The sequence below is a fragment of the Stenotrophomonas maltophilia group sp. RNC7 genome (assembly GCF_030910085.1).
Taxonomy (GTDB): Bacteria; Pseudomonadota; Gammaproteobacteria; order Xanthomonadales; family Xanthomonadaceae; genus Stenotrophomonas; species Stenotrophomonas sepilia.
In genome coordinates this window covers 12,235-33,480 of record NZ_JAVFVN010000156.1, presented here as the reverse complement: position 1 = coordinate 33,480, position 21,246 = coordinate 12,235, and the positions used below count along the sequence as shown (strand labels likewise).

Genomic DNA, 21,246 nt, shown 5'->3' with positions numbered 1-21,246 from the left:
TCCTTCAATCCCGTCTTGCCAGTTCCCGAGCGGAGGCCGGAAACGGGGCGATGCCTCGCACGTGTCCTGCGGCCGCCATGGCGGATGATAGCCCCGAGCCCACGGCAACCGCGATGGTGGCAAGCGTCACCCGCATCGCGGGGGGACACAGTCCTCATGGACGGAAAAGCTCCTGCGTTCGATGGCACCGGCGCGCCGGGATTTTGACGCGCACGCAGCTTACTTCGAGGAGGCAGCGCTCGTCGAAGGGGGCTCGGGATGAAAAGCGCACTTGATCACATAAAAAGCGCGGTTAACGTGAATGGTGGCTTATCGGGTAAACAGATTCGCGGCGGATGGCACCGCGGGGATGCGCTGCGACCCCACACAAGACCTGATTCGGCTAAGGCGATGTTGCACGGAAAGCCTGCGCCGCCCGTGCGGCTAGCCGCGACACGCCGCCCATGCTTTGCTGCCTCGCGTCGTAGCCAGCAATCACAATCAGCGCAACTGCTGCGCGCATGTAGCCCCCTGTGTGGCGTAGTCACGGACGTAGCCGTCCATCGTCAGCACCGTGATATCGCATCGATGGTTGACGTCACTGACGACATGCCCATAAGCATTCAATCCCTGCATACGCTCGCCACGATGCAGGTACAAGGTGCGCGAACCATCGGCCCCAATCTCCACACGATCCGGTGGGCCCCACGTCCGCACGAATTCCTGCTCTGTCTTGCCGATCCACAGCTCCATGAGATTGTTGCGACCCACCCGGTTCGCTGCGCGACGCGACTCATCCAGAGCTCTGCTGGTTTCATTCTGGCCGCGCGCCACAGTCGCTTCCAGGCTACGCACAGTACGATCCATTTCAGCGTCGGTCGGCCGATAGGTGAATGCTGGGCGCTTGCCGTCCTTCCACAGGCTGCCCCAGATGAAATCCACAGGCGATTGCCCGACGTCACCGATGGAAAGGAAGCCACGCTTCATCATTTCCGCCGGCACCTTGGCCTTGGGATCAGGCCCCACGAGACAGGCAAAACGCACCAGTTGCACCTGCCAAGGAGCAATCGCCTCGGTTCGCGGTTCGAACTTATCCGGAGGGTCGTTCTCCATTGGCCGATCGCGCCACTGGATCAGACTCGTCCTGATGGCCACGGTGTTCCGTGAGCAGTTCACCCAGTACTTTCTGACCAATCGATTCGGTTTGGTCGCGTTCTCGTAGACGGTATCGACCTGGATCTCGTACACGGCTCCGGCCCAGCAACGGGCTCACCGGGCTTTGGCCGCTTCCTGCGGCGCAATTGCTTCAGGTACGCGTTCTGCTCTGCCGGCATGGCACGCTGAAGAAAACCGCCCAGATCCGAGCGGTCGGCGAGCGTTTGCGCATCGACCACCCATGCCTCGCGGTTCGGCGTTTCGCCACCGGTGAAGATGACCCAGCTATCAGTGGCTTGTGCCAGCGAAGCGAACAGCAGTCCGCCAATCAGCAAGGCAACACGGCCTGGATTCTGCATGATTCGTTCCTTCGAATGGCGCGAAGACTCACGGTAGCGCGGATGGCGCCCTATGGCACGGCCAGGTGCGTCGCCTCGCGGGACGCCCCCCCTTTGGCGCAGAGTCGGCACCTTAAGCGTGAACGAAAGTGACCCACCCCCAGAAAACTGGTGCAGGCTAAAGTAGAGACGTCGGCAGCATTGGGCCCCGTGACAAACGAGGATTCAGGCATGAAGAAGTCGCGTTTCACCGAGGAGCAGATTGCCTACGCGCTGAAGCAGGCGGAGCTGGGAACGGCAGCTGGCGAGATCTGCAGGAAAATGGGTATTGCCGAGGCAACCTTCAACGTATGGCGAAATAAGTACGGTGGACTTGGCCATTCGGAATTGAAACGTTTAAGGCTGCTGGAAGAGGAAAACCGAAAGCTCAAGCAATTGGTTGCTGATCTCAGCCTGGACAAAGCCATGTTGCAGGAGGTGGTCACAAAAAAGTTCTGAGGCCTGCCCAGCGACGCACCCGGGTCGGCCGGTCCATCGTATTTGCAAGGAGGAAGGCCTTTCTTTAAGGCATTGCCTGCCTCGGCGCAGTAGAAGTGCACGCCAGCGTCAGCCGATAAAGGTAGCCGTTGCTCCCAATGCACTTTGGGGAATGGACTTCGTCAGCGACGCACTGTTTGACGGTCGCCGTTTCCGGATGCTGACCGTGGTTGATTACTTCACGCGTGAGTGTCTTGCCATCGTCGTGGACCAGTCGCTACGCGGGGAGCATGTGGCGGAGGCAATGACAAGGTTGGCAGCCCAGCGAGGATCGCCGGGCGCAGTCAATGTGGACAACGGCAGCGAGCAGGACAAGTTCACAGTTGAGTCAGAACTTCTCAAACAAGGGCTCACTGCAGTCGGTGTACTTAACCACGCAAGCCCTCCCCCCGTTATCTAAACAACTCTTCATCGCTGCCTTTGTAGCGACATCTTTAGAAGGCCCTCCAGCCATTGATATCCTCCCACCAGACCCAGATTCAGGAGCCACGAGAGCAGCACACTGATTCTTGTAGGTGAGCCCAACAGCGCAGTCCACCGCCCCATACGATGCGCATCGCGACTGCGCCTCAGCTATTGCTTCCGCCTTGGCACGCTTTCCGACAGAAGCGCCCACGTCACCCGTTGTAATCGAACGAGAGATGGCCCCCCAGGTCTTTATCCAACGCCCGGTCGCTCGAGGGCTCGGAACCTCCCCCCCACCAGTTCCACCAGGGATCGGAGCGCAGCCGCCTACTCCTTGGCCGCCAATCGGGTACTGTCCGGGCGGACAACGACCCTCCGCATATGCACATACAGAGAACGCGAGCAACAGAACTAACAGCATCACTTTCTCAATTTTCATAAGCTCTATTCAACGACCAAGACAATTCGGTGAAACGGCCATCATGGAGGACGGCGGACCTAACGATTTGCTCCCCGAAGACCCGTCTCCTGTGCTCCCAACGTCGAACTCTGCGGCAACGTCATGCGTGATACTCCAGCGGTCGCGTCCTGGGTGTTGGTGGACACATTAGCGTTGTTGGATGGCTTATCCGGCGTGTAGTAACTACCCGGCGGCTGTCCGCTCGGCCCAGGCGCCTGCGCCACCGGGCTACCGCCTATCTGCGAATATGCCATGAAGCTACCCAAGGTGCCCTGGAAGAACATGGCCGCCATTGGGGGCGCAGTCAGAATCAAGGTAGTCAGGATCAATCCCATGCCGCCCTGCTGCATCGCCTGACTGGTCATACCGTCACTGGATGCGCCCATGAGCGGGAACTTGTTCACAAGCGCCGTCATCCAGAACGAGGCCGACACGCGGATCACCATGTCCAGCGCGATCGAGACCATCGCCGCCAGTACCGCCATGGAGAACATGGTTCCAATACCGTAGAACAGCCATCGCTGGAACAGCTGCTTGGTCTGGTCGAACAGAAGGCACAGAATGAACAGTGGTCCCAAGCCGATGAACAGGGCCATGGCGACCTCATACAGCAGCAACATGGAACCTGCCCCCACCGCAGGGCCACCCGTGCCCAGGCCGATGAACCACATCGCGCGGGTCTTGTCAGCCTGCAGCTCGGGATCATTGAGAATCTTGATCCCATCGATGCTGGACAACGCCACCTGCATCCAGGCAAGGCTCTTGTCGATCTGCGCCTCGGGCTTTTCGTCCTTGCCGGTCACAACGTGCGTGATCAGCCCCTTCACGTCTTCCGTCAGAAATTCATGGAGGTCGCGACCGAACATGCCCATGCTCGTCGCCACCCCCACGATCAGGGCGGCGCGCGCCATGTTGGTCACCAGGATCATCATCGAATCCCGGCTGCGGCCGGTGACGATCCGATAGCTCTGCACCACTTTCCCAGCGCAGTAGAAGAACACTTGCCCACTAAACAAGGTGCACGAGTCGCAATGCAACCTTGATGAAGTCGTTCTCGCTCAACTTCTCGCCGAGCGGCTTCTTCAGCCGCGCGTTCTACCCCAGGCTCTTGAGCAGCTTGGCTCAGGTACGCTCATACCATCAAAGATGTCACGGCAGTCATGAGACTAGAACGACTCAAAGATCGGCTCAGAACAATCTGTATAAAGAACTTTGCACTGGCCGCCACCGATGTCCGCGCAATGGGACAAGACTCGATTTGCAGCCTCCTCCTTGGAGCCTGCAACCGAATAGGAGACACGGCCCTTACCCCCCCTCTCGGGATCAGCATATGCAACACACTGGTTCTTGTAGGTAGTTCCGACTTTGCAATCTCTAGCGCCATGGCTTGCGCAACGGGAAAGCGCCTCGGACGAAGCTTCCTGCTTTGAACGCCTTCCAACCGAAGCCCCCATATCACCTGTGCTTACTGCGGTTGCAATAGCTCCCCAGGTTTTGATCCAGCGGCCAGTCGCGACCGGACCACTCGACCCTGCATCGCCTCCATTAGAGCCCGGCATTGGCGCACATCCACCAACCCCCTGTCCGCCAATCGGATATTGTCCGGGCGGGCAGCGCCCCTCCGCTTGGGCATCTTCTGTCACAAGCAAGAACAAAGCAGAGCAAATCCAAAAGAGGGAGATCACAATGCGCTTCACGTTAACTCTCCAAATACGCCTGAATCACTATCTACCAGAATGAGCAGCTCGCTGGCCAGTTTCCGCAATCTTTGTCGCATCCGACTGCGGCAATGTCATGCGGTTTGTTGACTGACTACTGTAGTCACCGGAGTCGACAGTTCGTCCCTTCTCTGGCGTCGCTGGCGTGTAGTAACTACCCGGCGGCTGCCCGCTGGGCCCCGGCGCCTGCGCCACCGGGCTGCCACCTATCTGCGAATATGCCATGAAGCTGCCCAAGGTTCCTTGGAAGAACATCGCTGCCATTGGGGGAGCGGTCAGGATCAGGGTTGTGAGAATCAGGCCCATGCCGCCCTGCTGCATCGCCTGGCTGGTCATGCCGTCGCTGGAGGCGCCTTCGAGCAGGAACTTGTTGACCAGGGCGGTGGACCAGAACGCGGTCGAGACACGGATCACCATGTCCAGCGCGATCGATACCATCGCTGCCAGTACCGCCATCAAGAACATCGTGCCGATGCCGTAGAACAGCCATCGCTGGAACAGCTGCTTGGTCTGGTCGAACAGCAGACACAGAATGAACAAGGGACCCAAGCCGATGAACAGCGCCAGCGCGACCTCGTAGAGCAGCAACATCGCACCAGCGGTGACCGCCGGGCCGCCAGTGCCCAGGCCGATGAACCACAGCGCCCGGGTCTTGTCCGCCTGCAACCCTGGATCATTCAGGATCTTGATGCCATCAATGCTCGACAGCGCCACTTGCATCCAGGCCAAGCTCTTGTCGATCTGCTCATCCGGCGCATTGTCTTTTCCGGCTAATCAGGCATTTCTACGTTTTCAGCCAGAAACTCAATAAGCGCAACCTCAGAAGTTCTCAAACTCAGGCTCGGTGCATCCAGAATAAATCACTTTACAGCCATCGCTCCCCTGCTTTAAGCACGCATCCACAGCCATCTTACTCGCAGCATCAACAGATGCCGCACGCGCAAACGTGGAGCCACCAAATCTTGCATCACTGGGGGATACGAATGCTGCACACTGATTATTGAACTCCAATACCACCCTGCAATCCGTAGCCCCCCGCTGTGCGCAATTAGCAAGGGACTCCGAAGCCGCATCCCTCTTCCTTCGCTTACCGAGAGCCACGCCGACATCGCCCCCCTTCGCTAAAGCGATGGCCCCCCAAGTCTTGATCCAACGCCCTGTCGCAACAGGCGACGCTTGGCCTGCTCCAGTGGTACCACCTGGGATGGGAGCACAGCCGCCGACTCCCTGACCACCAATTGGATACTGACCAGGAGGACACCTACCTTCTGCGTTGGCCGTCTGTGGCAATTGGCAGGCAATGATTCCCAGACCCAGCAGGATTATTGCACCTGAATAGACACGAATTGACTTCATCTCCGGCCTCTAGTTCGAAGCTAAGCCTTTACGGCCAGTATCAGAATTGCCTGACCCAGCTGTGGAGTTGCTGCCAGTGACTACGACATTGCTCCCAACTGAAGTCGATCCACCCGATTGACTGCCACCGCTCGTTGAAGGTTTATCCGGCGTGTAATAGCTACCCGGCGGCTGTCCATTAGGTCCCGGCGCAGCAGCAACCGGGCTGCCATCTATCTGCGAATATGCCATGAAGCTACCCAGCGTGCCCTGGAAGAACATGGCCGCCATTGGGGGCGCAGTCAGAATCAAGGTCGTCAGGATCAATCCCATGCCGCCCTGCGGCATCGCCTGGCTGGTCATGCCGTCGCTGGAGGCACCGTCGAGCAGGAACTTGTGACCGACGCAGTCGATCAGAGCGCTGCCGAGACACTATGTACAGCTAGATTGAGATCATCGCTGCAAGTCAGGAAGAAGATCGCCATTATGGGCGCTGCAGCTAGCGCCACCATCGGGATGCCAGCTATCGATGCGTTAAAACGTTTCGAATTTTGGCTCTGTGCAGGCTGAGTAAACAACATCACAGCCACGTCCGCCGCGGGAATCGCACAATTTAGTAGCTACGCCTTTGGCAAGCTCTTCCGTAGCTGCACTGCCAAAGCTAGTCCCAGGGGTTCCAGAGCTAGGAACAGCCGCCGCAGCGCACTGATTCTTATAGGTGAACGAAACTCGGCAATCACGCGCCCCTGAGCTAGCACATTCAGAAACTGCATTCTTCGCGGCGTCTGATTTCTTAACCTCACCAGTGACTGTTCCCGAGGCGCCGGTAGAAGAAGTTGCAATCGCTCCCCATGTCTTTATCCAACGGCCGGTGGCACGCGGCCCTTCCGCAGCTCCGCCACCACCAGCAGGGATTGGAGCGCAGCCTGGAGCGCGGCTGTCCCCTATTGGATACTGGCCAGGAGGACATCTGCCCTCGGCAAAAGTCAAGAATGGCACTAGGCACAACAACAAAATAAAAATAGCCCTCATGAAATTCTCTTCTCAAGCTTGAAGGCAGATCGCATCCGATCAAGATGCCGAGAATCCCCCTTCAACGCGCCTACTGTCGCGGTGCGGCTGCAAAAAAATTATCTAGAAAGCCTCGAACTTTGGTTCTGTGCATGCCGAATACACGACACCACAACCCCGTCCCCCTCGGGACTGACAGAGTTCAGTAGCGACCTTCTTGGCAACATCAACAGTCTCTCCGCTCCCAAAGTTCGTACCTTGAGTGCCCGAGCTCGCAGTCGCGGCCGCCGCACACTGGTGCTTGTACGTAAAGGCGATGTCGCAATCACGTGCGCCGGTCGCTTCGCACTCAACCATTGCTGCCTTTTCAGCCTCCCTCTTCTTTACCTTCCCGACCGAAACACCTGATGCCCCAGAATTGGACATTGCGATGGCGCCCCAAGTCTTGATCCACCGGCCCGTCGCTCTGGGTCCAGCGTCTCCGCTGCTACCCGCAGGAATTGGCGCACATCCCGGTGCCCGACTGTCACCTATCGGGTACTGGCCAGGCGGGCATCGCCCTTCTGCCACAGAGGATTCAGCAACAAGAAAAAGTGCCGAAAGAACGAGTAATTTGGAAATCAACTTTCCAACTGATTTTTTTGGCATGGCTACGCACCTTCAACGGATGTCACTAATAGCACTAATCATTAGATCTGGCAGCACCTATCGTACTCGGGGCAGTTCTTGCTTCGCCGGTCGAGCTCGGAGGCATCGAGTTCCTCACCATACTTCCTGAATGAACCTCGGTCTGCCGCACGTCATTATTCGAAGGCGCTGCCGGCGTATACGAACCCGGCGGCTGGCCCTGTGGACCCGGCTGGCCCGCTGCCGATCCACCGATCTGGGAGTATGGCGCGAAACCACCCAAGGTCCCCTGGAAGAACATGGCCGCCATTGGGGGCGCAGTCAGAATCAGGGTCGTGAGGATCAGGCCCATGCCGCCCTGCTGCATCGCCTGGCTGGTCATGCCGTCGCTGGAGGCGCCTTCGAGTAGGAACTTGTTGACCAAGGCGGTGGACCAGAACGCGGTCGAGACACGGATCACCATGTCCAGCGCGATCGATACCATCGCTGCCAGTACCGCCATCGAGAACATCGTGCCGATGCCGTAGAACAGCCATCGCTGGAACAGCTGCTTGGTCTGGTCGAACAGCAGACACAGAATGAACAAGGGACCCAGGCCGATGAACAGCGCCAGCGCGACCTCGTAGAGCAGCAACATCGCACCAGCGGTGACCGCCGGGCCGCCCGTGCCCAGGCCGATGAACCACAGCGCCCGGGTCTTGTCCGCCTGCAACCCTGGATCATTCAGGATCTTGATGCCATCAATGCTCGACAGCGCCACCTGCATCCAGGCCAAGCTCTTGTCGATCTGGTCTTCCGGCTGCTGGTCCTTGCCGGTCACCACGTGGGTGATCAGGCCTTTGACGTCCTCGTTGAGGAATTTCTGCAGGTTGCTGCCGAACATCGCCATGCTGGTGGCAACGCTCACAATCAACGCCGCGCGCGCCATATTGGTCACCAGCACCATCATGGAGTCGCGGCTGCGGCCGGTGACGATCCGGAAGCCCTGGATCAGTACCCACAGCGTCATCAGCACCAGGGCAATGCCACCGACCCAGGACATCATGCGCCCCATCAGGTCGATGCCGTAGTCACTGATCCTGTCGCGCAGGTAATCCATGATCAGCTTGAAGAAGACGAAATCGCCGATCGACTGGACACGCACAGCGTAGCCCAGCAGATCCTGCAATCCGCCTGAGAAATCAAAGTTGGCCAGCCACCTGATCGTCATTTCCACAATCCCTTGGTAATTCCGTTACTGCATGAAATGCCGCATTGCTTTGCAGCCCCTGTCTACGTACTAGCGGCCTGCAATCAATTGACGCTGAGCGCGGCCTTCAGTGCGGTGGTCTTGACCATGTCGCTGATCAGCTGCTTGGTCGGGTCCCCCTTCAATGCGGCCTGCGCCACCACCTTCTGGTTGGCCTCCATGACCTCGATATAGGCATCATAGGATTTCATCCGTGCTTCCCAGCTCTGGGCAAGTGCGGCAATGTCATTGGCGGTGCGGAGCGATTCGCTGTCGGCACCCTGCACGGTGCCCTGATCGTTGTTGGTCAGGCGGATCTTGAGGATGCGGGTCAAGGAGTTGTTGATGCGCGGAACGGTCTGGGTCAGGAAATCGATCGCGTCGTTGTACTTGCGGTTCTGCATCATCCGGATGTTGACGCAGATCTGCATCTGCTGCTCCTTCACATCCGCCTGCGGATTGAACACGAACACCTTGAAGGCGGACTCCAGGCTGAAGTCCAGCGCCTTGCCGCAGGTTTCGGCAACCAAATAGTTCGGTGCCACCGGCACCAGCGGCGCGCTGTCGGGCATGCCGAAGCTGTTCACCGCCGCCTGCACCTGGATCAGCGCCTGGCGATACTGCTCCAGCGTGCGGATCCAGCGGGTGTTCTGCTCGACGTACTCGGCCGCGTCCTGCGCTTTGGCCGCGTAGACGGTCGCCTCGGTCTTGTAGGTGTTGATCTGATTGAGCAGGTGCTGGATGAGGCTGGTACCGGTCTCCTGCACGGGAATCCAGGCGCTGACATTGCCGGTGCCGAGCGCCATCATGGCTGCCACGGTCATCGCTGCAAGACGGGGCGCGCGGCGGCGGGGCGAGGAAGCTTGCTTGGTATTGTTCATATCAGTCTCCATTGATCGGAACTCGTAGTCTTCGGGCAGGCCGTCTCGCGGATCAGGTAACAGTGTCGCGCGCTGCGACAGCCGCCTTGCCCGAGCCCTTTCGATTCTTGTAGAAATCTTCAAGCCACTGTTCCGGCGTCAGCTCATCCACGGTGATCCGGTTGCGGACTGCAGCGGTCTGCAACACCCGATGCATGATGTCGATGTTATCGGTCGAGGCCGAGATCACCGAGAGGATGTCGTCCATGCCACGCAGGTTGAGCTGGCACACGCTGGAGGCATGACCCTGCTTGACCAGGAAGCAGCGCGAGCGCTCGTCCAGGGCAGTGACCACCTTGAACTCGGCCTCGGTCAGCTTCAGGCCGTCCATGTAGTCGCTCTTGCTGGCGTTCGGGTTCGGCAGCAGGATCAACGTGGCAGTCTGCTCGATCAGCGCTGCCGAGATGTCGCTCTTCAGCGCGTCCTCCGGGCTCTGCGTCGCGAAGATGCCCAGGCCATTCTGCTTACGAATGGTCTTCTGCTTGTTCTTCGCGAACTCCTTCAGGCCACCTTCGCCATCCAGGATCTTCCAGAATTCGTCCATCACGTAGATCAGCGGACGACCATCGATCAGCGACTCCAGGCGGTGCAGCAGGTAGTTGATGACCGGCACGCGCACTTCGGGGTTGTCGATGATGTCGGTGTAGTCGAAGCCGATGATGTTGGCCTTGCTCAGATCAACGGTGTCGACCGGATTGTCGAAGACCCAGCCCAGCGAATTGCCCGAGGTCCAGCGCCGCATGCGCGCGTAGAGGCCATCGTCACCCATGTTGGGCAGGCTCTTCTGGAAATTGGTCATGCTGCGCAGATGCATCGGCGTATCGAGCATGCTTTCCACCGCGCGATAGATGTCTTCTTCCTCGCGGGCGCTGTACTCACGCTTGCCGGCCAGCACCTTGATCAGGTCGGCCAGGAACTGCACGTTGGCTTCGTTGTTCTCGCACTGGAACGGGTTGAAGCCGGTCGGCGCGCCGTTCTCCAGGGCCAGGTAGTTGCCTCCACAGGCCCGCACGAAGATTTCCGCACCACGGTCCTTGTCGAAGAAGAAGATGGTCGGCGACGGCTCATACTTCTGCACCTGGCTGAGCAGGAAGTTGATCAGCGCGGTCTTACCGGTACCGGACTTGCCGATCACCATGCTGTTGGCGATCGCCTTCTCCCCCAGCGAGTTTTCCGACGGATGGGTCGCGTGGAAATTGAAGTAGTACGGCTGGCCGTTGGTGGTCTGCAGCGTGGTGACGCAGTCGCCCCACGGGTTGTTGTGCTGCTTGCCAGTGGCGAAGTTGTGCAGCGGCGAGAGGCCCAGGAAGTTCAGCGAGCTGACATTGGCCAAGCGTGTGCGATAGCGCCAGTTGCCCGGCAGCTGCGAATAGAAGGACGAGGTAACCGCCAGGTCTTCCTTGGTCGACACGAAGCCGGCGTTGGATAGCTCTGCGCGGGTCGAAGCGACGTTCTGCGACAGCTTGGCCTGGGTGTCGCCGTAGACCGCCATGATGAAGTGGTATTCACCCAGCACGAAGTTGCCCGACGACAGCTGATCCATCGCCTGGTCCAGCTCGACGATCTGGCTCACCGCCTTGTCGCCTGAGGAGATCATCATGCCCTTGGTGCGGTCGAGCACCTTGAGCGCATCCTGGCGTCCCATCGGGCTGAACGAATGGGTGATGACGTACTCGTAGTCCAGGTACTTCAGGCCGTTGAGGATGCCCGGGTACGTTCCCTCGGCATACTCCTTGATGTTCAGGATAGCGCCGAAGTGGTTGGCACCATTGGGGGTATTGATGACGAAGTCACCGGTCTTGGCCGAGAACATATGACGGCTGACCGGCAGGTAATCCTTGATTGGCGCCGACAGCACCGGCACCGGTTCGTCGATGCGATTGATCAGGTAACCGAAAAGCTCCAGCGTTTCCGAGAACACCACGCCATTCTTGGCCTCATACATGCCCAGGCGGTACGGCGCGTAGTCGCGGATCACGGCCTCGACGTTGCCCGCCAGTTCCATCAGCTTTTCGACTGCCTGCTCCTGCTCCGCGCGCAGCTTGTCCACGTTCGCCGACTTCTCGACGAACCGCTTACCCGCCACCACGGGGCGATAGATCATGGTCAGGTACAGCTCGTTCTGCATGATGCGCTGCGAGGACAGCATGCCCATGTACTGGTCGGACACGTCCTGGTTGAAGCGCTGCTTGTAGTTGCTCTTTCCCTTCAGCGTGCGGCGACGACGGATGTCATGCACCCAGAACGCCACGTTCACGAAGTCGGGAGCACGCAGCGTCTGCAGCAGGCGGTTGAACGTGTTGTGGCGATGCTCCAGCTCCCACTCCTCACGGCCGACGAACGGCAGCCCTTCCAGATGCCAGGTCAGCAGGTAGTCGCCGCCCGTGGTCTTGACCACGTTCGGGGCGACGTGCGACGACAATGGAATGAACTCGCTGATGGAGGTGTCTGGGCTGAACATACGACTGCTTCCAAAGAGGTGCTGCCAAGAAGTTTCAACAGACCCGACGGGCGCTGGCGCCCGCCGGGCCGGATCCGGACCTCAATCCATTCGGGCCGGCTTGTCGCGGTAATGGTTGGGGTTGAACACCCACATGCCATCGTGTTCCTGCACGTTGCGGACTTTCAGCTTGAACATCAGGCGCAGGCCCAACAGGCGGAAGATCATTTCATCACGCTTGGCCATCTGCCGCATGATGAAGACCGCCACCGGAATGGTGAGCAGGAACCAGAAGTTCGTATACATGCTGAGCAGCAGCAAACCACCTGCCACCATGAAGAATGGCAGGTAAGGCACGCCCAGGAACATGGCCGGGCGCGTGCAGCCGCGGAACACGACGTTCTTATGCACTGTAGTACTGGATCGCGTTGTTGATCAGGTAATAGGTGGTGCCGGTGCCGCCACCGCACTTGCCATCACTGCCTTCGCCCAGCAGCATGCGCGCGATCTGTCCGGCGGCACCGATCAGCACGCCACCGATCAGGATCGGCGCGACGTCACCGATGCGCTTGTGCGCGAAGGCGATCTGGTAGCCGGCGAAGATCACCGCGATGGTCACCACGGCGATCGAGGCCATGTTCAGCAGGCCGTTGATGTTGGAGAAGAAACCGCAGACCTTCTTGTCGGTACCACCGAAGTCGGGACTGGTGGCGAACACCTGGGGGGCGAACAGTGCGCCAACGAAGATCGTGGCCATCAGCAGGGTCTTCAGCGTGCGCTGGGCCTGGACGAGGTCGAGATTGGATCGCTTCATGGATTGATTTCCTTGTTGATGGACTAACACAACTGAATCGGCCAGCCGGGGGACTGGCCGCACCACGACTTCGTCAGAACACGAAGGCCGCATCCCCTGCGGGAATCTGCTGCACCGGTGCGGCCTGCACCGGCGCGTTGAATGAATTGTCGGCACCGGCCACAGGCTGGTTACGCTCGCTCCAGGGCCGCAGCATCACGGGCCCCTCATTGCTGGCACCGGCGGCGCCCGGCAACTGCTGCGGCATGGCCATCGCCTGCGCAGCACGCTGCTGAGGCAACTGCTGCGGCATACCACTGGACTGTTGCTGCGGATAGGCGGCCCCTTGGCTGGGTTGCGCCTGAGGCTGCATCATCCTGTCCACCGAACCCAGCACCACCTTGGACAGCGCCTGGTCGGCGAGATTCAGCAAACTACCCCGCGCCATCGCCCCGGTGGACGGGTACACGACATAGGCGCGTGCGGGATCTTCCGACGGCACGTACACCGGGCCATTGGATTGAGCAACGATGCGCGCCTGCGCCGGAGAGGCCAGCTGCGGATGATGTTCGACCTTCACGCTGCGGCGCTCGCCGCGGCTCACCACGTCGATCGGCGCAACACCATTGCTGGCAACCTGCTGGCCGCGGCGGATCGAGTCGTAGATCTTCTGCACGTAGCCGTGACGGAAGCCGGTCTCGAAGTTGCCCGAGTAGTAACAGCTGAACGACTTGCCCCAATCACCACCAGAGCGCTTGTAGCACTCGGCGAGAATGCGCGAACCGGCCTGCAGGTTCGGGCACTGCTGGAAGGCCTTCTCGTAGGAATCCAGCCCGTATTTGCCCAGGTTGTAGCGATTGACCTGGGCCAGCCCGATGGAGAAGTTGTAGCCCTTCTCTTCCAGCATACGCACCGTCGCCAGTGCTTCGTCCAGCGCCTTGGGCTGGCGCACCAGTGCACCGCCCACCACACCGATGGCGTAGGGATTGCGCGATGACTCGACGTTGATGACGTGCTGCATCACCTCCATCGATACGGCCATCTCCGGGCACGCCATCATTTCCAATCCTGGCAGCATCCTTCAGCCCTCCTGCCCCTGGGCACGCCCAGGATTGAAGTCAATGCCGGTGATGTAGCGCGAACCGGCATGCGCCTTGATATGCACGACGATGTCGATGGTCATCATCAACAGCCGCTTGATCACGTTGAACTCCAGGCCCGAACCCTCGGCCGAAGCCTTCACCATCAGCGCCAGCTGGTCCCAGGTCTGCTCCGGGCTGCCGGCATGGCAGCTGGTGATCGAGCCCGGGTGGCCGGACGCGCAGTTGCGGATGAAGTAGAACGCTTCGTCACCGCGCAGCTCGGCCAGGATGATGCGCTCGGGCTTCATGCGCAGGCAGGCTTCCATGCAGCTCTTGGCCGTCACATTGCTGGTGCTCTGCCCGCCCTTGGAATACAACAGGTGCACCACGTTGGGCTGGGTCAGGAACAGCTCGCGCGCGTCCTCGATCGTGACCAGGCGCTCGTTGTCCGGGATATGGTTGACCAGCGCCTTCATGAAGGTGGTCTTGCCGCTACCGGTCGCACCGGATACCACGATGTTCTTGCGGTACATCACCGCACGCCGGAAGAACTCGGCGTACTCTCGCGAATGACGCAGCTCCAGCAGCTCGCGATCCTGCTCGCTGATGCTGCCATCGCTTTCCAGGATCTGATTGAAGAAGCCGTCTTCGTGATACTGCGTGAGCGACTTGGTGTGCTTGGACGGCAGACGGATGGTGATCGACACCTTGCCAGCGTCACACGCGGGCGGAATGACGAACTGTGCACGCTGGCCGGTGGGGAACGTGAGCGACACGACCGGATCGGCATCGGTGATGCGCTGGCCGGTGTTGCTTTCGTTCACCACCGCCGTGCAGAACTGCCGGGCCCGCTCGAAGGTCAGGCTCGGCACGTCCACCCGCTGCCACCCCGCCCGGGTTTCCAGGTACAGCTCACCGGGACGGTTGATGCAGATTTCCGTCACTTCCGGAGAGGTCATGTACTCGGCGATGCCCAGCACTTCGTACTGATAGCGCAGGAAATCGCTGGAGACGAGGGCGAGGGGTGACACTTCGGCGTCCATGATCGTTCGTTGGGTTACCGGCGGGGATGCAGCACGTTGGTGAAGTCGACGTCCTTGGCGACGTAGACGTTCACGATCGTGCCCTGGTTGATGGTGACGGTCGGCGGACGACGGTTGCTGCTGAGTGCCTCGTTGGCCAGGCGCTCCATCGTGCGTGCGGTAGCACTCTCATAGGGCGACTGCACCGTCATGCCATTGTTGGCGATGGTCGTCGTCTCCGGACCGTGCTCGGCGGCCGCATACTTGAAGGCATCGGAAATCAGGCTGATCATCAGCGCCGAAGCGATACGGCTGCCCCAGTGCGCGCTGTACTGGCCCGGATGACCGGCGCCACCCAGCTGATCCACACCCGGGCTGGACATCGCAACGTCGATGCCATTCGGAGTGGTGATGCGATCCCAGATCACTTCCACGCGCTTGCCCATCGGACCGCCGCCGTAGGCGCCATAGATCTTGGAGCCCTTCGGCAGCAGCAGGTTGCGACCGTTGATCGAGTACACCGGCTCGGTCAGCAGGCACGAGGTATAGCCGGCGAGATCGGTGATGATTCGGGTTTCCAACACGCAACGCAGGTAGGTGCCACGCACCAGCAGCGCGTCGGGGCTCTGGATGTAGGTGGCGCTGGAGACATCCTCGACGTCCGGGCCGCGGCGAACCTTTGCCGGCGCCGCCTGATTGTTGGGCAGCTGGGCCAGCATGGCACGGGTGTACTCATCCATGCCGCGGCCGCCATTGCCCCCGTTGCCATCCTGTCCATCACCACCACCCACCCCGCTCCCGGAGCCGATGCGGCGGTCCAGCAAAGTCGGGCCACGGTCCATCTCGCGCGCCGAATCGGACTGGGGAACGAACAGCGGGGTGGAATCCAGCGGCGGCGGCGGTAGCGGCGGCGTCATCGGAATCGGATCAACCGGTTGCATGGCCTGGGAGGGCACCGGACTCGTCTGCACGGCGTCCGGCAGAGTCGGCGTAGACACGCGCGCAACGTCCGGCACCTTCTGCACAGCGTCCTTGTCATCCTGGCCCTTGCGGAACAGCAGGAAACCCATGGCCACCAGCAGCACCACGATGCCGCCCAGGAACAGCAGCGCCTTTCGGTTCAGCCGCTGCTCTTCGGCCGAGCGCAGCTGCGGCGCGGCCGCATCCAGATCCGGCGCAGGCTCGGCCTGGGTCGTGCCGAAGTACGGGTTCGACTGCGCGTCCGAAGCACCCTGTGCGCCGTACGGGCTCTGGCTCTCGTCGCGTCCGTTGTTCGGGTCGTTTCCGGGAGTGTTCTGCTGGCTCATTTCTTCACGTTCCTTCGCAGGCCGACGACGAAGTCGCCGTGGCGGATGACCAGGTACGGGTGCGTCCCGTGCACGATCAGCGTATTGCCTTCAACCGTGGTGTTGACCACGAAGTCTTCACCGTATTCCGTTTCACGACCGAACACCGCCGGGAAGATGCCGGTCTTGTACTCCGGCGAATTCGGCAGTTTCAGGTAGGTGAAACGACCATCGTCATAGGCGTTGACCGGGATCAGCCACCCCATCTTCTTCGCCTTGCTGGTCGAATAGGAGTAGTTGAAGTTGTACTGGCGGTCCTTGGCCAGTTCCGAGCTCAGCAACGGCTTGGCCTCTTCTTCGACCGCTTCCTGGGCGACGCCGAACACGGTGTCGTTCGGATAGACGAAGGCGATCTTGTACTGCACGCCTGCACGGCGTGCCTGCTCCAGCTGGCGCCAGTCGGTGGCTACTACCTTCAGTTCGAAGATGTAGGAATGGGTCTCGGTGCGCACCATCATGTTGGTGTCGACGTCGACGTTCTTCGGCTTGAGGTAGAACACGTTCTCGCGACGGGTCAGTTCCCAGCCGCTGCTGAAGCCGGTGCTGTAGTCGAGGATCTTCTCGTTCGGGCTCAACTCGATCTGGGTGGTCAGGCCCAGGCCGGTGCGAACCGGATAGATACGGTCCTTCTCGTACTCGTAGTGGTCAACCGCCTGCGCCATCGCCGCTGCTGAGAACAGCAACGACAACATCGACAGCAGCGCCAGCGCGCTTCCCCTGATATTTCGACTACTCATCGGTTGCTTGCTCCATCAGCAGTTCCGGTGGAATTGTTCTGCACCGGCCTCATGGCCGGCTGTCCGGGCATGGCCTGCCCCGGCATTGCTTGCCCCTGCACCGGCTGACCCGGCATCGGTTGGCCCTGTACAGGCTGTCCCGGCATTGCCTGGCCCGGTACCTGACCGTTGGCTGGCACCGCGACCGGCTGGCCGGTGGCCGGATCGATCATGGTGGCCGCAGCCGGATTGTTGGGATCGTAGACACCCTGTGCCTGCTGCGCCGCCTGTGCGGCCTGCTGCGCCTGCGCCTGCATGGCGCCGTCATCCGGTACCGGCACACCACGCGAGTAGTCGTTGTCGACGCGGTACTCGGTGACCTGGAACGCCAGCGGGTTGAGGATGCGATCCTGCTCGGACAACGCCAGGTTCTGGTTGTACTCGAAGCGCATCGTCACCAGCTGGTTGTCCAGGTAGGTAGAGACGCCGGTGCGCTTGTCCAGCAGGCTGCGCTGGATGCGCACCGAAGCGCCGCGGAAGCTGCCGTTCGGCTCGGCCCCCAGTGGCGTGATGCTGAGGATCTTGACCCGGATGGCGCGCTCGCGACCGTACATCACGAACGGGTTCTGCGGATTGTTGCCGGCATAGCGGACACGCATGGACTGCGCCACCGGATCGGTGGACATCACGAACACCAGTTCCCAGTCACGCAGGCCCATCACCGCCGAGTCATACGATTCGCGCGCGAGCACGTACTGGGCGACGTTGCTGCGATTGATCGCTTCGTTGGTGGTGATCGTCTCGCCCTGGAAGGTGCCACTCAGGCGCGCGACGGTCGCGGTACCCGTGTAGGCATCGGCCATCACCAGGAACGGCACCTTCTCCTTCAGCGGCAGCATGTAGTAGTAGCCGCCCGCCAGTGCGAGCGACATCAGCAACGAGCCTGTGGCGACCCACCATGCGCGCCGCTCGCTGCGGCGTGCCATGTCGGCCACGGTGATCTCGTAGCTGACCGCCTTGGCGACCGACTGCTCGACCTTGGGACTATTGCCGGGATCCTTCTTGCGGAACATGGATTCTTCCGTACTGCTGAAACATCAATGGGCGTGGCACCCCTGCGACAGGCGCGGGGAGCGGCACGTTCGATGATTTCGAGGTGGACTCAGGTGCCGCTGTTGGAATCAGCGCCCTGCGCCGACGCGGTCGGCGTCGAGCCAGCGCTCTGCACAACGATCTGGTTGCCGACAATGGAGACGGAGATGCCCTGCGCCGCATAGGCTGCGGTCAGATCGATCACGGCCTGCTGTGCGTTGGTGGTGTCGATGTTCGAGACCGCGCCATACAGGGTGAAATCCGAGCTGAGGCGGTAGTCCAGCGTGCGCCCGGAATCCTTGGCCCAACGCTCGAGCATGGCTTTGAGCGTGCCATCCATCGGCGAGGCCTGGTAGACGTAGCTGGAGTACAGCGGAATTTCGGTCGTCGTCGCAGCAAAGCGGTTGACTGGCTTCCAGCGGCCTCCGAAATCCGGAGCGGACTTGGTGGCGCAACCGGCCACCATCAGCGCCGCCACTGCGGCGATGGACATTTTCGCGATAAACGCCTGATTCATACGGGCTTCACTTTGACGTACGAAAAAGCAGTCCCGAGCATTGGCCCCCTGGTCGTCCGGCGCTGCATCGCGCACGCCGGAATCGGAGGGACACGCTGTGTGCAGCGCACCCACTCCGGCTCCCCTGCAGCCCAAAGGCTGCCAACCAGGTCGCGGGGCCATCGGCGCAGCCGACAACACATCCGCATACCTCACCAACGTCGAAACCATCCTTGTTTCCATGGCACAAACTCCTGGCCACCCTGCTGCTACATCTTCGACATCCAGCACACACTTCTGGACGACAGACACAGAGTCGCACAACCACGCGTCAATTCCATGTCAGACAAGTCTGAAAATCCATGAACAAATGCCAAATTCTTGACCAAAATCACGAATTCACATTCTTAACTTCGAATCAAATTCACAAATTAAGCGTCGTGAATTAGACGTTCAGCATCGGAACATCCACCTTCGGCAGCAGCCTCGAGGTGAAGTAGCGGTCCTTGTAGTAGCGGATCTTGTCGCACTTCACCGGATGCGGTATGCCCTCATACAGGAACACCTCCATGTCCGGCCCCATTGCCTTCAGCTCCTGCGGCAGCATCAGCGCGCGCCGTTCCTCGGTGAAGTTGTGGGTCTTCTCGCGGGCATGGGTGACGTTCTTCTTGCGCACCGTGGTGTAGCCCAGCATGTCCGAATAGTCATTGGCATCCTGCTGCTCACGCGGCGCGTACAGGATCTGCAGGGCATGGTTGGTGATGATGGTGCGTGACACTTCCCGGCCGTAGGTGGCGTCGAGCTGGGACATGCTCTGGATGATCGGCAGCAGGCGGATGTTGTAGCCAGCCATGTAGGACACCGCCGAGGCGATGATCTCGACCTTGCCGATCGAGGTGAATTCGTCCATCAGCAGCAGGCACTGGTACTTCAGGTCCGGGTTGGACTTGGGCAGTTCCTTGGTGTTGAGGTTGATCAGCTGGCTGAAGAACAGGTTGATGATCAGCCGGCTCTCGGCCAGCTTGTTCGGCTGGATGCCGATATAGATGGTCATCTTCTTCTTGCGGACATCGGTCAGCAGGAAGTCGTTGCAGCTGGTGGCCTTGTCCAGCACCGGATTGATCCAGGGATTGAGCGGTTCCTTGAAGGTGCCCAGGATCGAGGCGAAGGTCTCATCGGCCTGCGACAGCATGTTGGCGAATGCCGAACGGGCGTTGGTGCTGAGGAACGGCCGCTCCGACAGGGTCTTGAGGTACTTCTTCAGGTCGGTGCCGTCGCCGGAGGACAGACGGTACACCGCACCGAGCGTGGGAGTGCCGGCGCCGCCCGGGAAACCGCTGCTGCGCTCATCGTCCCAGTTCTCGAACAGGTACAGGGTGAAGGCCATGAACGCGTTGCGCGCCTGGCTGACCCAGAATTTCTGGTCCTCGGCCCCGTCCGGATACAGCATCGCGGCGATGCTCATCAGGTCCGAGACGCGGAAGGCCGGATCATCGGAGACGTAGCTGAGCGGGTTCCAGCGGTGCGTGCGCCGGTCCTCGGCGAAGGGATTGAACAGATAGATTTCCTGGCCCTGGCTGGCGCGCCAGCCACTGGTCAGGTCGAAGTTCTCCTGCTTGATGTCCAGCACCACCAGCGACTCGCCGTACTCCAGCAGGTTCGGGATGACCACGCCCACGCCCTTGCCCGAGCGGGTCGGCGCGGCCAGGATCACGAACTGCTGGCCATCCAGGCGCACCAGCTTGCCGCCATGGCTGCCGACCACGATGCTCTGCCCGGTCTTCTTGAACATGCCGTGCTTGGCCAGGTCAGCGCCGGTGGCGAAGCGCGCATCGCCGTGCAGCGAGCGCTTGTCCTTCTTCAGCAGCAGCACCAGGCCGGCCACCAGCAGCACCAGCAGGGGCAGGCCGAAGCCCACGTAGCCAGCCCATTTGATCTTGCCCACGAAGGGCGCGACCTGCGGTTGGCCGATGGCGTGGACGTACTGGTAGTAGGTGTTCCAGGTGAACAGCTGGGTGTCCAGCCCCAGGAACAGCAGGGTCAGATAGCCGGAAAACACGAAACCGAGCAGCAGGGTCGCCAGCGTGATGATGGCGATGAGCAGATACTTCTTACTGGGCAACACCCGAATCCTCCATGATGCGCACGCGGCGCGACGGCCTAGCGGTGGCGCCAGCGCGACGCCTTCTTCCGCAGGTGGTTCTCGTTTTCCAGCCCGGGCTCCTCGCCCTCTTCACGCACCAGTTGGAGCAAGCGTTGGCGCGCTTCGGCCAGTGATATCAGGTCGGTCAGACGATCCCCATCGTCGGCGACGACCGCATGGCCGACCACATCGCCGGGAGCGTACACCGGCTCGTAGGACACCGCTACCAGCTGATAGCGTCCACGGGTTTCCAGCACATGCCTGAATTCCTGCATCTCACTCCTCCTTGTCGGGGCAACACTGCGTCCCCTGCCTCGCCATCATGCCCGTGGCAGCGTCATGGGCGCATCCACAACCGCTGCGGCTTTCGCGCGAAACTGTGCGCGGATATCCAAGGAGACTG

Annotated in this window: 18 protein-coding genes and 4 pseudogenes; 1 reads left to right on the top strand and 21 read right to left on the bottom strand. The window is 60.6% G+C overall.

The window, feature by feature from the left end; translation table 11 throughout:
* Nucleotides 1-480 precede the first annotated feature (480 nt).
* A complete protein-coding gene (locus RCF13_RS02030) occupies nucleotides 481-1,227 on the bottom strand; it encodes a hypothetical protein (protein ID WP_134968014.1) in 747 nt (248 codons plus the stop codon).
* 476 nt (nucleotides 1,228-1,703) lie between these two features.
* On the opposite strand from RCF13_RS02030, the pseudogene RCF13_RS02025 reads away from it, so the two are divergent.
* Nucleotides 1,704-2,316: pseudogene (locus tag RCF13_RS02025) on the top strand (transposase); the annotation flags it as partial.
* 21 nt (nucleotides 2,317-2,337) lie between these two features.
* Here RCF13_RS02025 and RCF13_RS02020 read toward each other — a convergent pair.
* From RCF13_RS02020 to RCF13_RS01925, 20 genes and pseudogenes are all read right to left on the bottom strand, one after another.
* Nucleotides 2,338-2,835 (bottom strand): DUF4189 domain-containing protein, encoded by a 498-nt coding sequence (locus RCF13_RS02020; protein ID WP_134968027.1) that lies wholly within the window; start codon nucleotides 2,833-2,835, stop codon nucleotides 2,338-2,340.
* 77 nt (nucleotides 2,836-2,912) lie between these two features.
* Nucleotides 2,913-3,864, bottom strand: a pseudogene (locus RCF13_RS02015) (type IV secretion system protein).
* Between the two features lie 176 nt (nucleotides 3,865-4,040).
* Nucleotides 4,041-4,433: a DUF4189 domain-containing protein gene (locus RCF13_RS02010; protein ID WP_265330106.1), complete on the bottom strand. Its 393-nt coding sequence runs from the start codon at nucleotides 4,431-4,433 to the stop codon at nucleotides 4,041-4,043.
* Between the two features lie 165 nt (nucleotides 4,434-4,598).
* Nucleotides 4,599-5,360: pseudogene (locus RCF13_RS02005) on the bottom strand (type IV secretion system protein); the annotation flags it as partial.
* Between the two features lie 51 nt (nucleotides 5,361-5,411).
* Entirely contained in the window at nucleotides 5,412-5,948 is a 537-nt protein-coding gene (locus RCF13_RS02000) for a DUF4189 domain-containing protein (RefSeq protein ID WP_231352179.1), read from the bottom strand.
* A gap of 513 nt (nucleotides 5,949-6,461) precedes the next feature.
* The gene (locus RCF13_RS01995) at nucleotides 6,462-6,959 is read right to left on the bottom strand and encodes a DUF4189 domain-containing protein (RefSeq protein WP_231352180.1); all 498 of its coding nucleotides are present in this window, start codon (nucleotides 6,957-6,959) and stop codon (nucleotides 6,462-6,464) included.
* Between the two features lie 102 nt (nucleotides 6,960-7,061).
* The gene (locus tag RCF13_RS01990) at nucleotides 7,062-7,586 is read right to left on the bottom strand and encodes a DUF4189 domain-containing protein (RefSeq protein ID WP_082783389.1); all 525 of its coding nucleotides are present in this window, start codon (nucleotides 7,584-7,586) and stop codon (nucleotides 7,062-7,064) included.
* 34 nt (nucleotides 7,587-7,620) lie between these two features.
* Nucleotides 7,621-8,775: a type IV secretion system protein gene (locus RCF13_RS01985; RefSeq protein ID WP_231352760.1), complete on the bottom strand. Its 1,155-nt coding sequence runs from the start codon at nucleotides 8,773-8,775 to the stop codon at nucleotides 7,621-7,623.
* A gap of 83 nt (nucleotides 8,776-8,858) precedes the next feature.
* Complete coding sequence (locus tag RCF13_RS01980; RefSeq protein WP_134968017.1) at nucleotides 8,859-9,674, bottom strand: hypothetical protein; 816 nt, start codon at nucleotides 9,672-9,674, stop codon at nucleotides 8,859-8,861.
* A 52-nt stretch (nucleotides 9,675-9,726) separates the two neighbouring features.
* Entirely contained in the window at nucleotides 9,727-12,174 is a 2,448-nt protein-coding gene (locus RCF13_RS01975) for a VirB4 family type IV secretion/conjugal transfer ATPase (protein ID WP_134968018.1), read from the bottom strand.
* 81 nt (nucleotides 12,175-12,255) lie between these two features.
* Nucleotides 12,256-12,564, bottom strand: coding sequence for a VirB3 family type IV secretion system protein (locus RCF13_RS01970; RefSeq protein WP_019660289.1), 309 nt, complete (start codon nucleotides 12,562-12,564; stop codon nucleotides 12,256-12,258).
* Nucleotides 12,557-12,967 (bottom strand): TrbC/VirB2 family protein, encoded by a 411-nt coding sequence (locus tag RCF13_RS01965; protein ID WP_134968019.1) that lies wholly within the window; start codon nucleotides 12,965-12,967, stop codon nucleotides 12,557-12,559. Before RCF13_RS01965 ends, RCF13_RS01970 begins: the two co-directional genes overlap by 8 nt.
* A gap of 580 nt (nucleotides 12,968-13,547) precedes the next feature.
* Nucleotides 13,548-14,012: pseudogene (locus RCF13_RS01960) on the bottom strand (lytic transglycosylase domain-containing protein); the annotation flags it as partial.
* 15 nt (nucleotides 14,013-14,027) lie between these two features.
* Complete coding sequence (virB11, locus tag RCF13_RS01955) at nucleotides 14,028-15,071, bottom strand: P-type DNA transfer ATPase VirB11 (RefSeq protein ID WP_021202793.1); 1,044 nt, start codon at nucleotides 15,069-15,071, stop codon at nucleotides 14,028-14,030.
* 14 nt (nucleotides 15,072-15,085) lie between these two features.
* Nucleotides 15,086-16,357, bottom strand: a complete 1,272-nt coding sequence (locus RCF13_RS01950; RefSeq protein WP_100473222.1) for a TrbI/VirB10 family protein — start codon at nucleotides 16,355-16,357, stop codon at nucleotides 15,086-15,088.
* A complete protein-coding gene (locus tag RCF13_RS01945) occupies nucleotides 16,354-17,133 on the bottom strand; it encodes a TrbG/VirB9 family P-type conjugative transfer protein (RefSeq protein ID WP_014037652.1) in 780 nt (259 codons plus the stop codon). The genes RCF13_RS01950 and RCF13_RS01945 overlap by 4 nt, the downstream gene beginning before the upstream one ends.
* Entirely contained in the window at nucleotides 17,130-18,185 is a 1,056-nt protein-coding gene (locus tag RCF13_RS01940; RefSeq protein ID WP_134968021.1) for a type IV secretion system protein, read from the bottom strand. Before RCF13_RS01940 ends, RCF13_RS01945 begins: the two co-directional genes overlap by 4 nt.
* 89 nt (nucleotides 18,186-18,274) lie before the next feature.
* Nucleotides 18,275-18,721, bottom strand: a complete 447-nt coding sequence (locus RCF13_RS01935) for a hypothetical protein (RefSeq protein ID WP_032954281.1) — start codon at nucleotides 18,719-18,721, stop codon at nucleotides 18,275-18,277.
* A gap of 424 nt (nucleotides 18,722-19,145) precedes the next feature.
* The gene (locus RCF13_RS01930) at nucleotides 19,146-20,825 is read right to left on the bottom strand and encodes a type IV secretory system conjugative DNA transfer family protein (protein WP_134968022.1); all 1,680 of its coding nucleotides are present in this window, start codon (nucleotides 20,823-20,825) and stop codon (nucleotides 19,146-19,148) included.
* A 35-nt stretch (nucleotides 20,826-20,860) separates the two neighbouring features.
* Nucleotides 20,861-21,118: a hypothetical protein gene (locus RCF13_RS01925; protein ID WP_005417248.1), complete on the bottom strand. Its 258-nt coding sequence runs from the start codon at nucleotides 21,116-21,118 to the stop codon at nucleotides 20,861-20,863.
* Between the last annotated feature and the right edge of the window lie 128 nt (nucleotides 21,119-21,246).

Coding starts and splice junctions, on each gene's coding strand:
- RCF13_RS02020 (WP_134968027.1), bottom strand. CDS start 2,835: ATGCTGTTAGTTCTGTTGCTCGCGTTCTCTGTATGTGCATATGCGGAG.
- RCF13_RS02010 (WP_265330106.1), bottom strand. CDS start 4,433: ATGCCGGGCTCTAATGGAGGCGATGCAGGGTCGAGTGGTCCGGTCGCG.
- RCF13_RS02000 (WP_231352179.1), bottom strand. CDS start 5,948: ATGAAGTCAATTCGTGTCTATTCAGGTGCAATAATCCTGCTGGGTCTG.
- RCF13_RS01995 (WP_231352180.1), bottom strand. CDS start 6,959: ATGAGGGCTATTTTTATTTTGTTGTTGTGCCTAGTGCCATTCTTGACT.
- RCF13_RS01990 (WP_082783389.1), bottom strand. CDS start 7,586: ATGCCAAAAAAATCAGTTGGAAAGTTGATTTCCAAATTACTCGTTCTT.
- RCF13_RS01985 (WP_231352760.1), bottom strand. CDS start 8,775: ATGACGATCAGGTGGCTGGCCAACTTTGATTTCTCAGGCGGATTGCAG.
- RCF13_RS01980 (WP_134968017.1), bottom strand. CDS start 9,674: ATGAACAATACCAAGCAAGCTTCCTCGCCCCGCCGCCGCGCGCCCCGT.
- RCF13_RS01975 (WP_134968018.1), bottom strand. CDS start 12,174: ATGTTCAGCCCAGACACCTCCATCAGCGAGTTCATTCCATTGTCGTCG.
- RCF13_RS01965 (WP_134968019.1), bottom strand. CDS start 12,967: ATGAAGCGATCCAATCTCGACCTCGTCCAGGCCCAGCGCACGCTGAAG.
- virB11 (WP_021202793.1), bottom strand. CDS start 15,071: ATGGACGCCGAAGTGTCACCCCTCGCCCTCGTCTCCAGCGATTTCCTG.
- RCF13_RS01950 (WP_100473222.1), bottom strand. CDS start 16,357: ATGAGCCAGCAGAACACTCCCGGAAACGACCCGAACAACGGACGCGAC.
- RCF13_RS01945 (WP_014037652.1), bottom strand. CDS start 17,133: ATGAGTAGTCGAAATATCAGGGGAAGCGCGCTGGCGCTGCTGTCGATG.
- RCF13_RS01940 (WP_134968021.1), bottom strand. CDS start 18,185: ATGTTCCGCAAGAAGGATCCCGGCAATAGTCCCAAGGTCGAGCAGTCG.
- RCF13_RS01935 (WP_032954281.1), bottom strand. CDS start 18,721: ATGAATCAGGCGTTTATCGCGAAAATGTCCATCGCCGCAGTGGCGGCG.
- RCF13_RS01925 (WP_005417248.1), bottom strand. CDS start 21,118: ATGCAGGAATTCAGGCATGTGCTGGAAACCCGTGGACGCTATCAGCTG.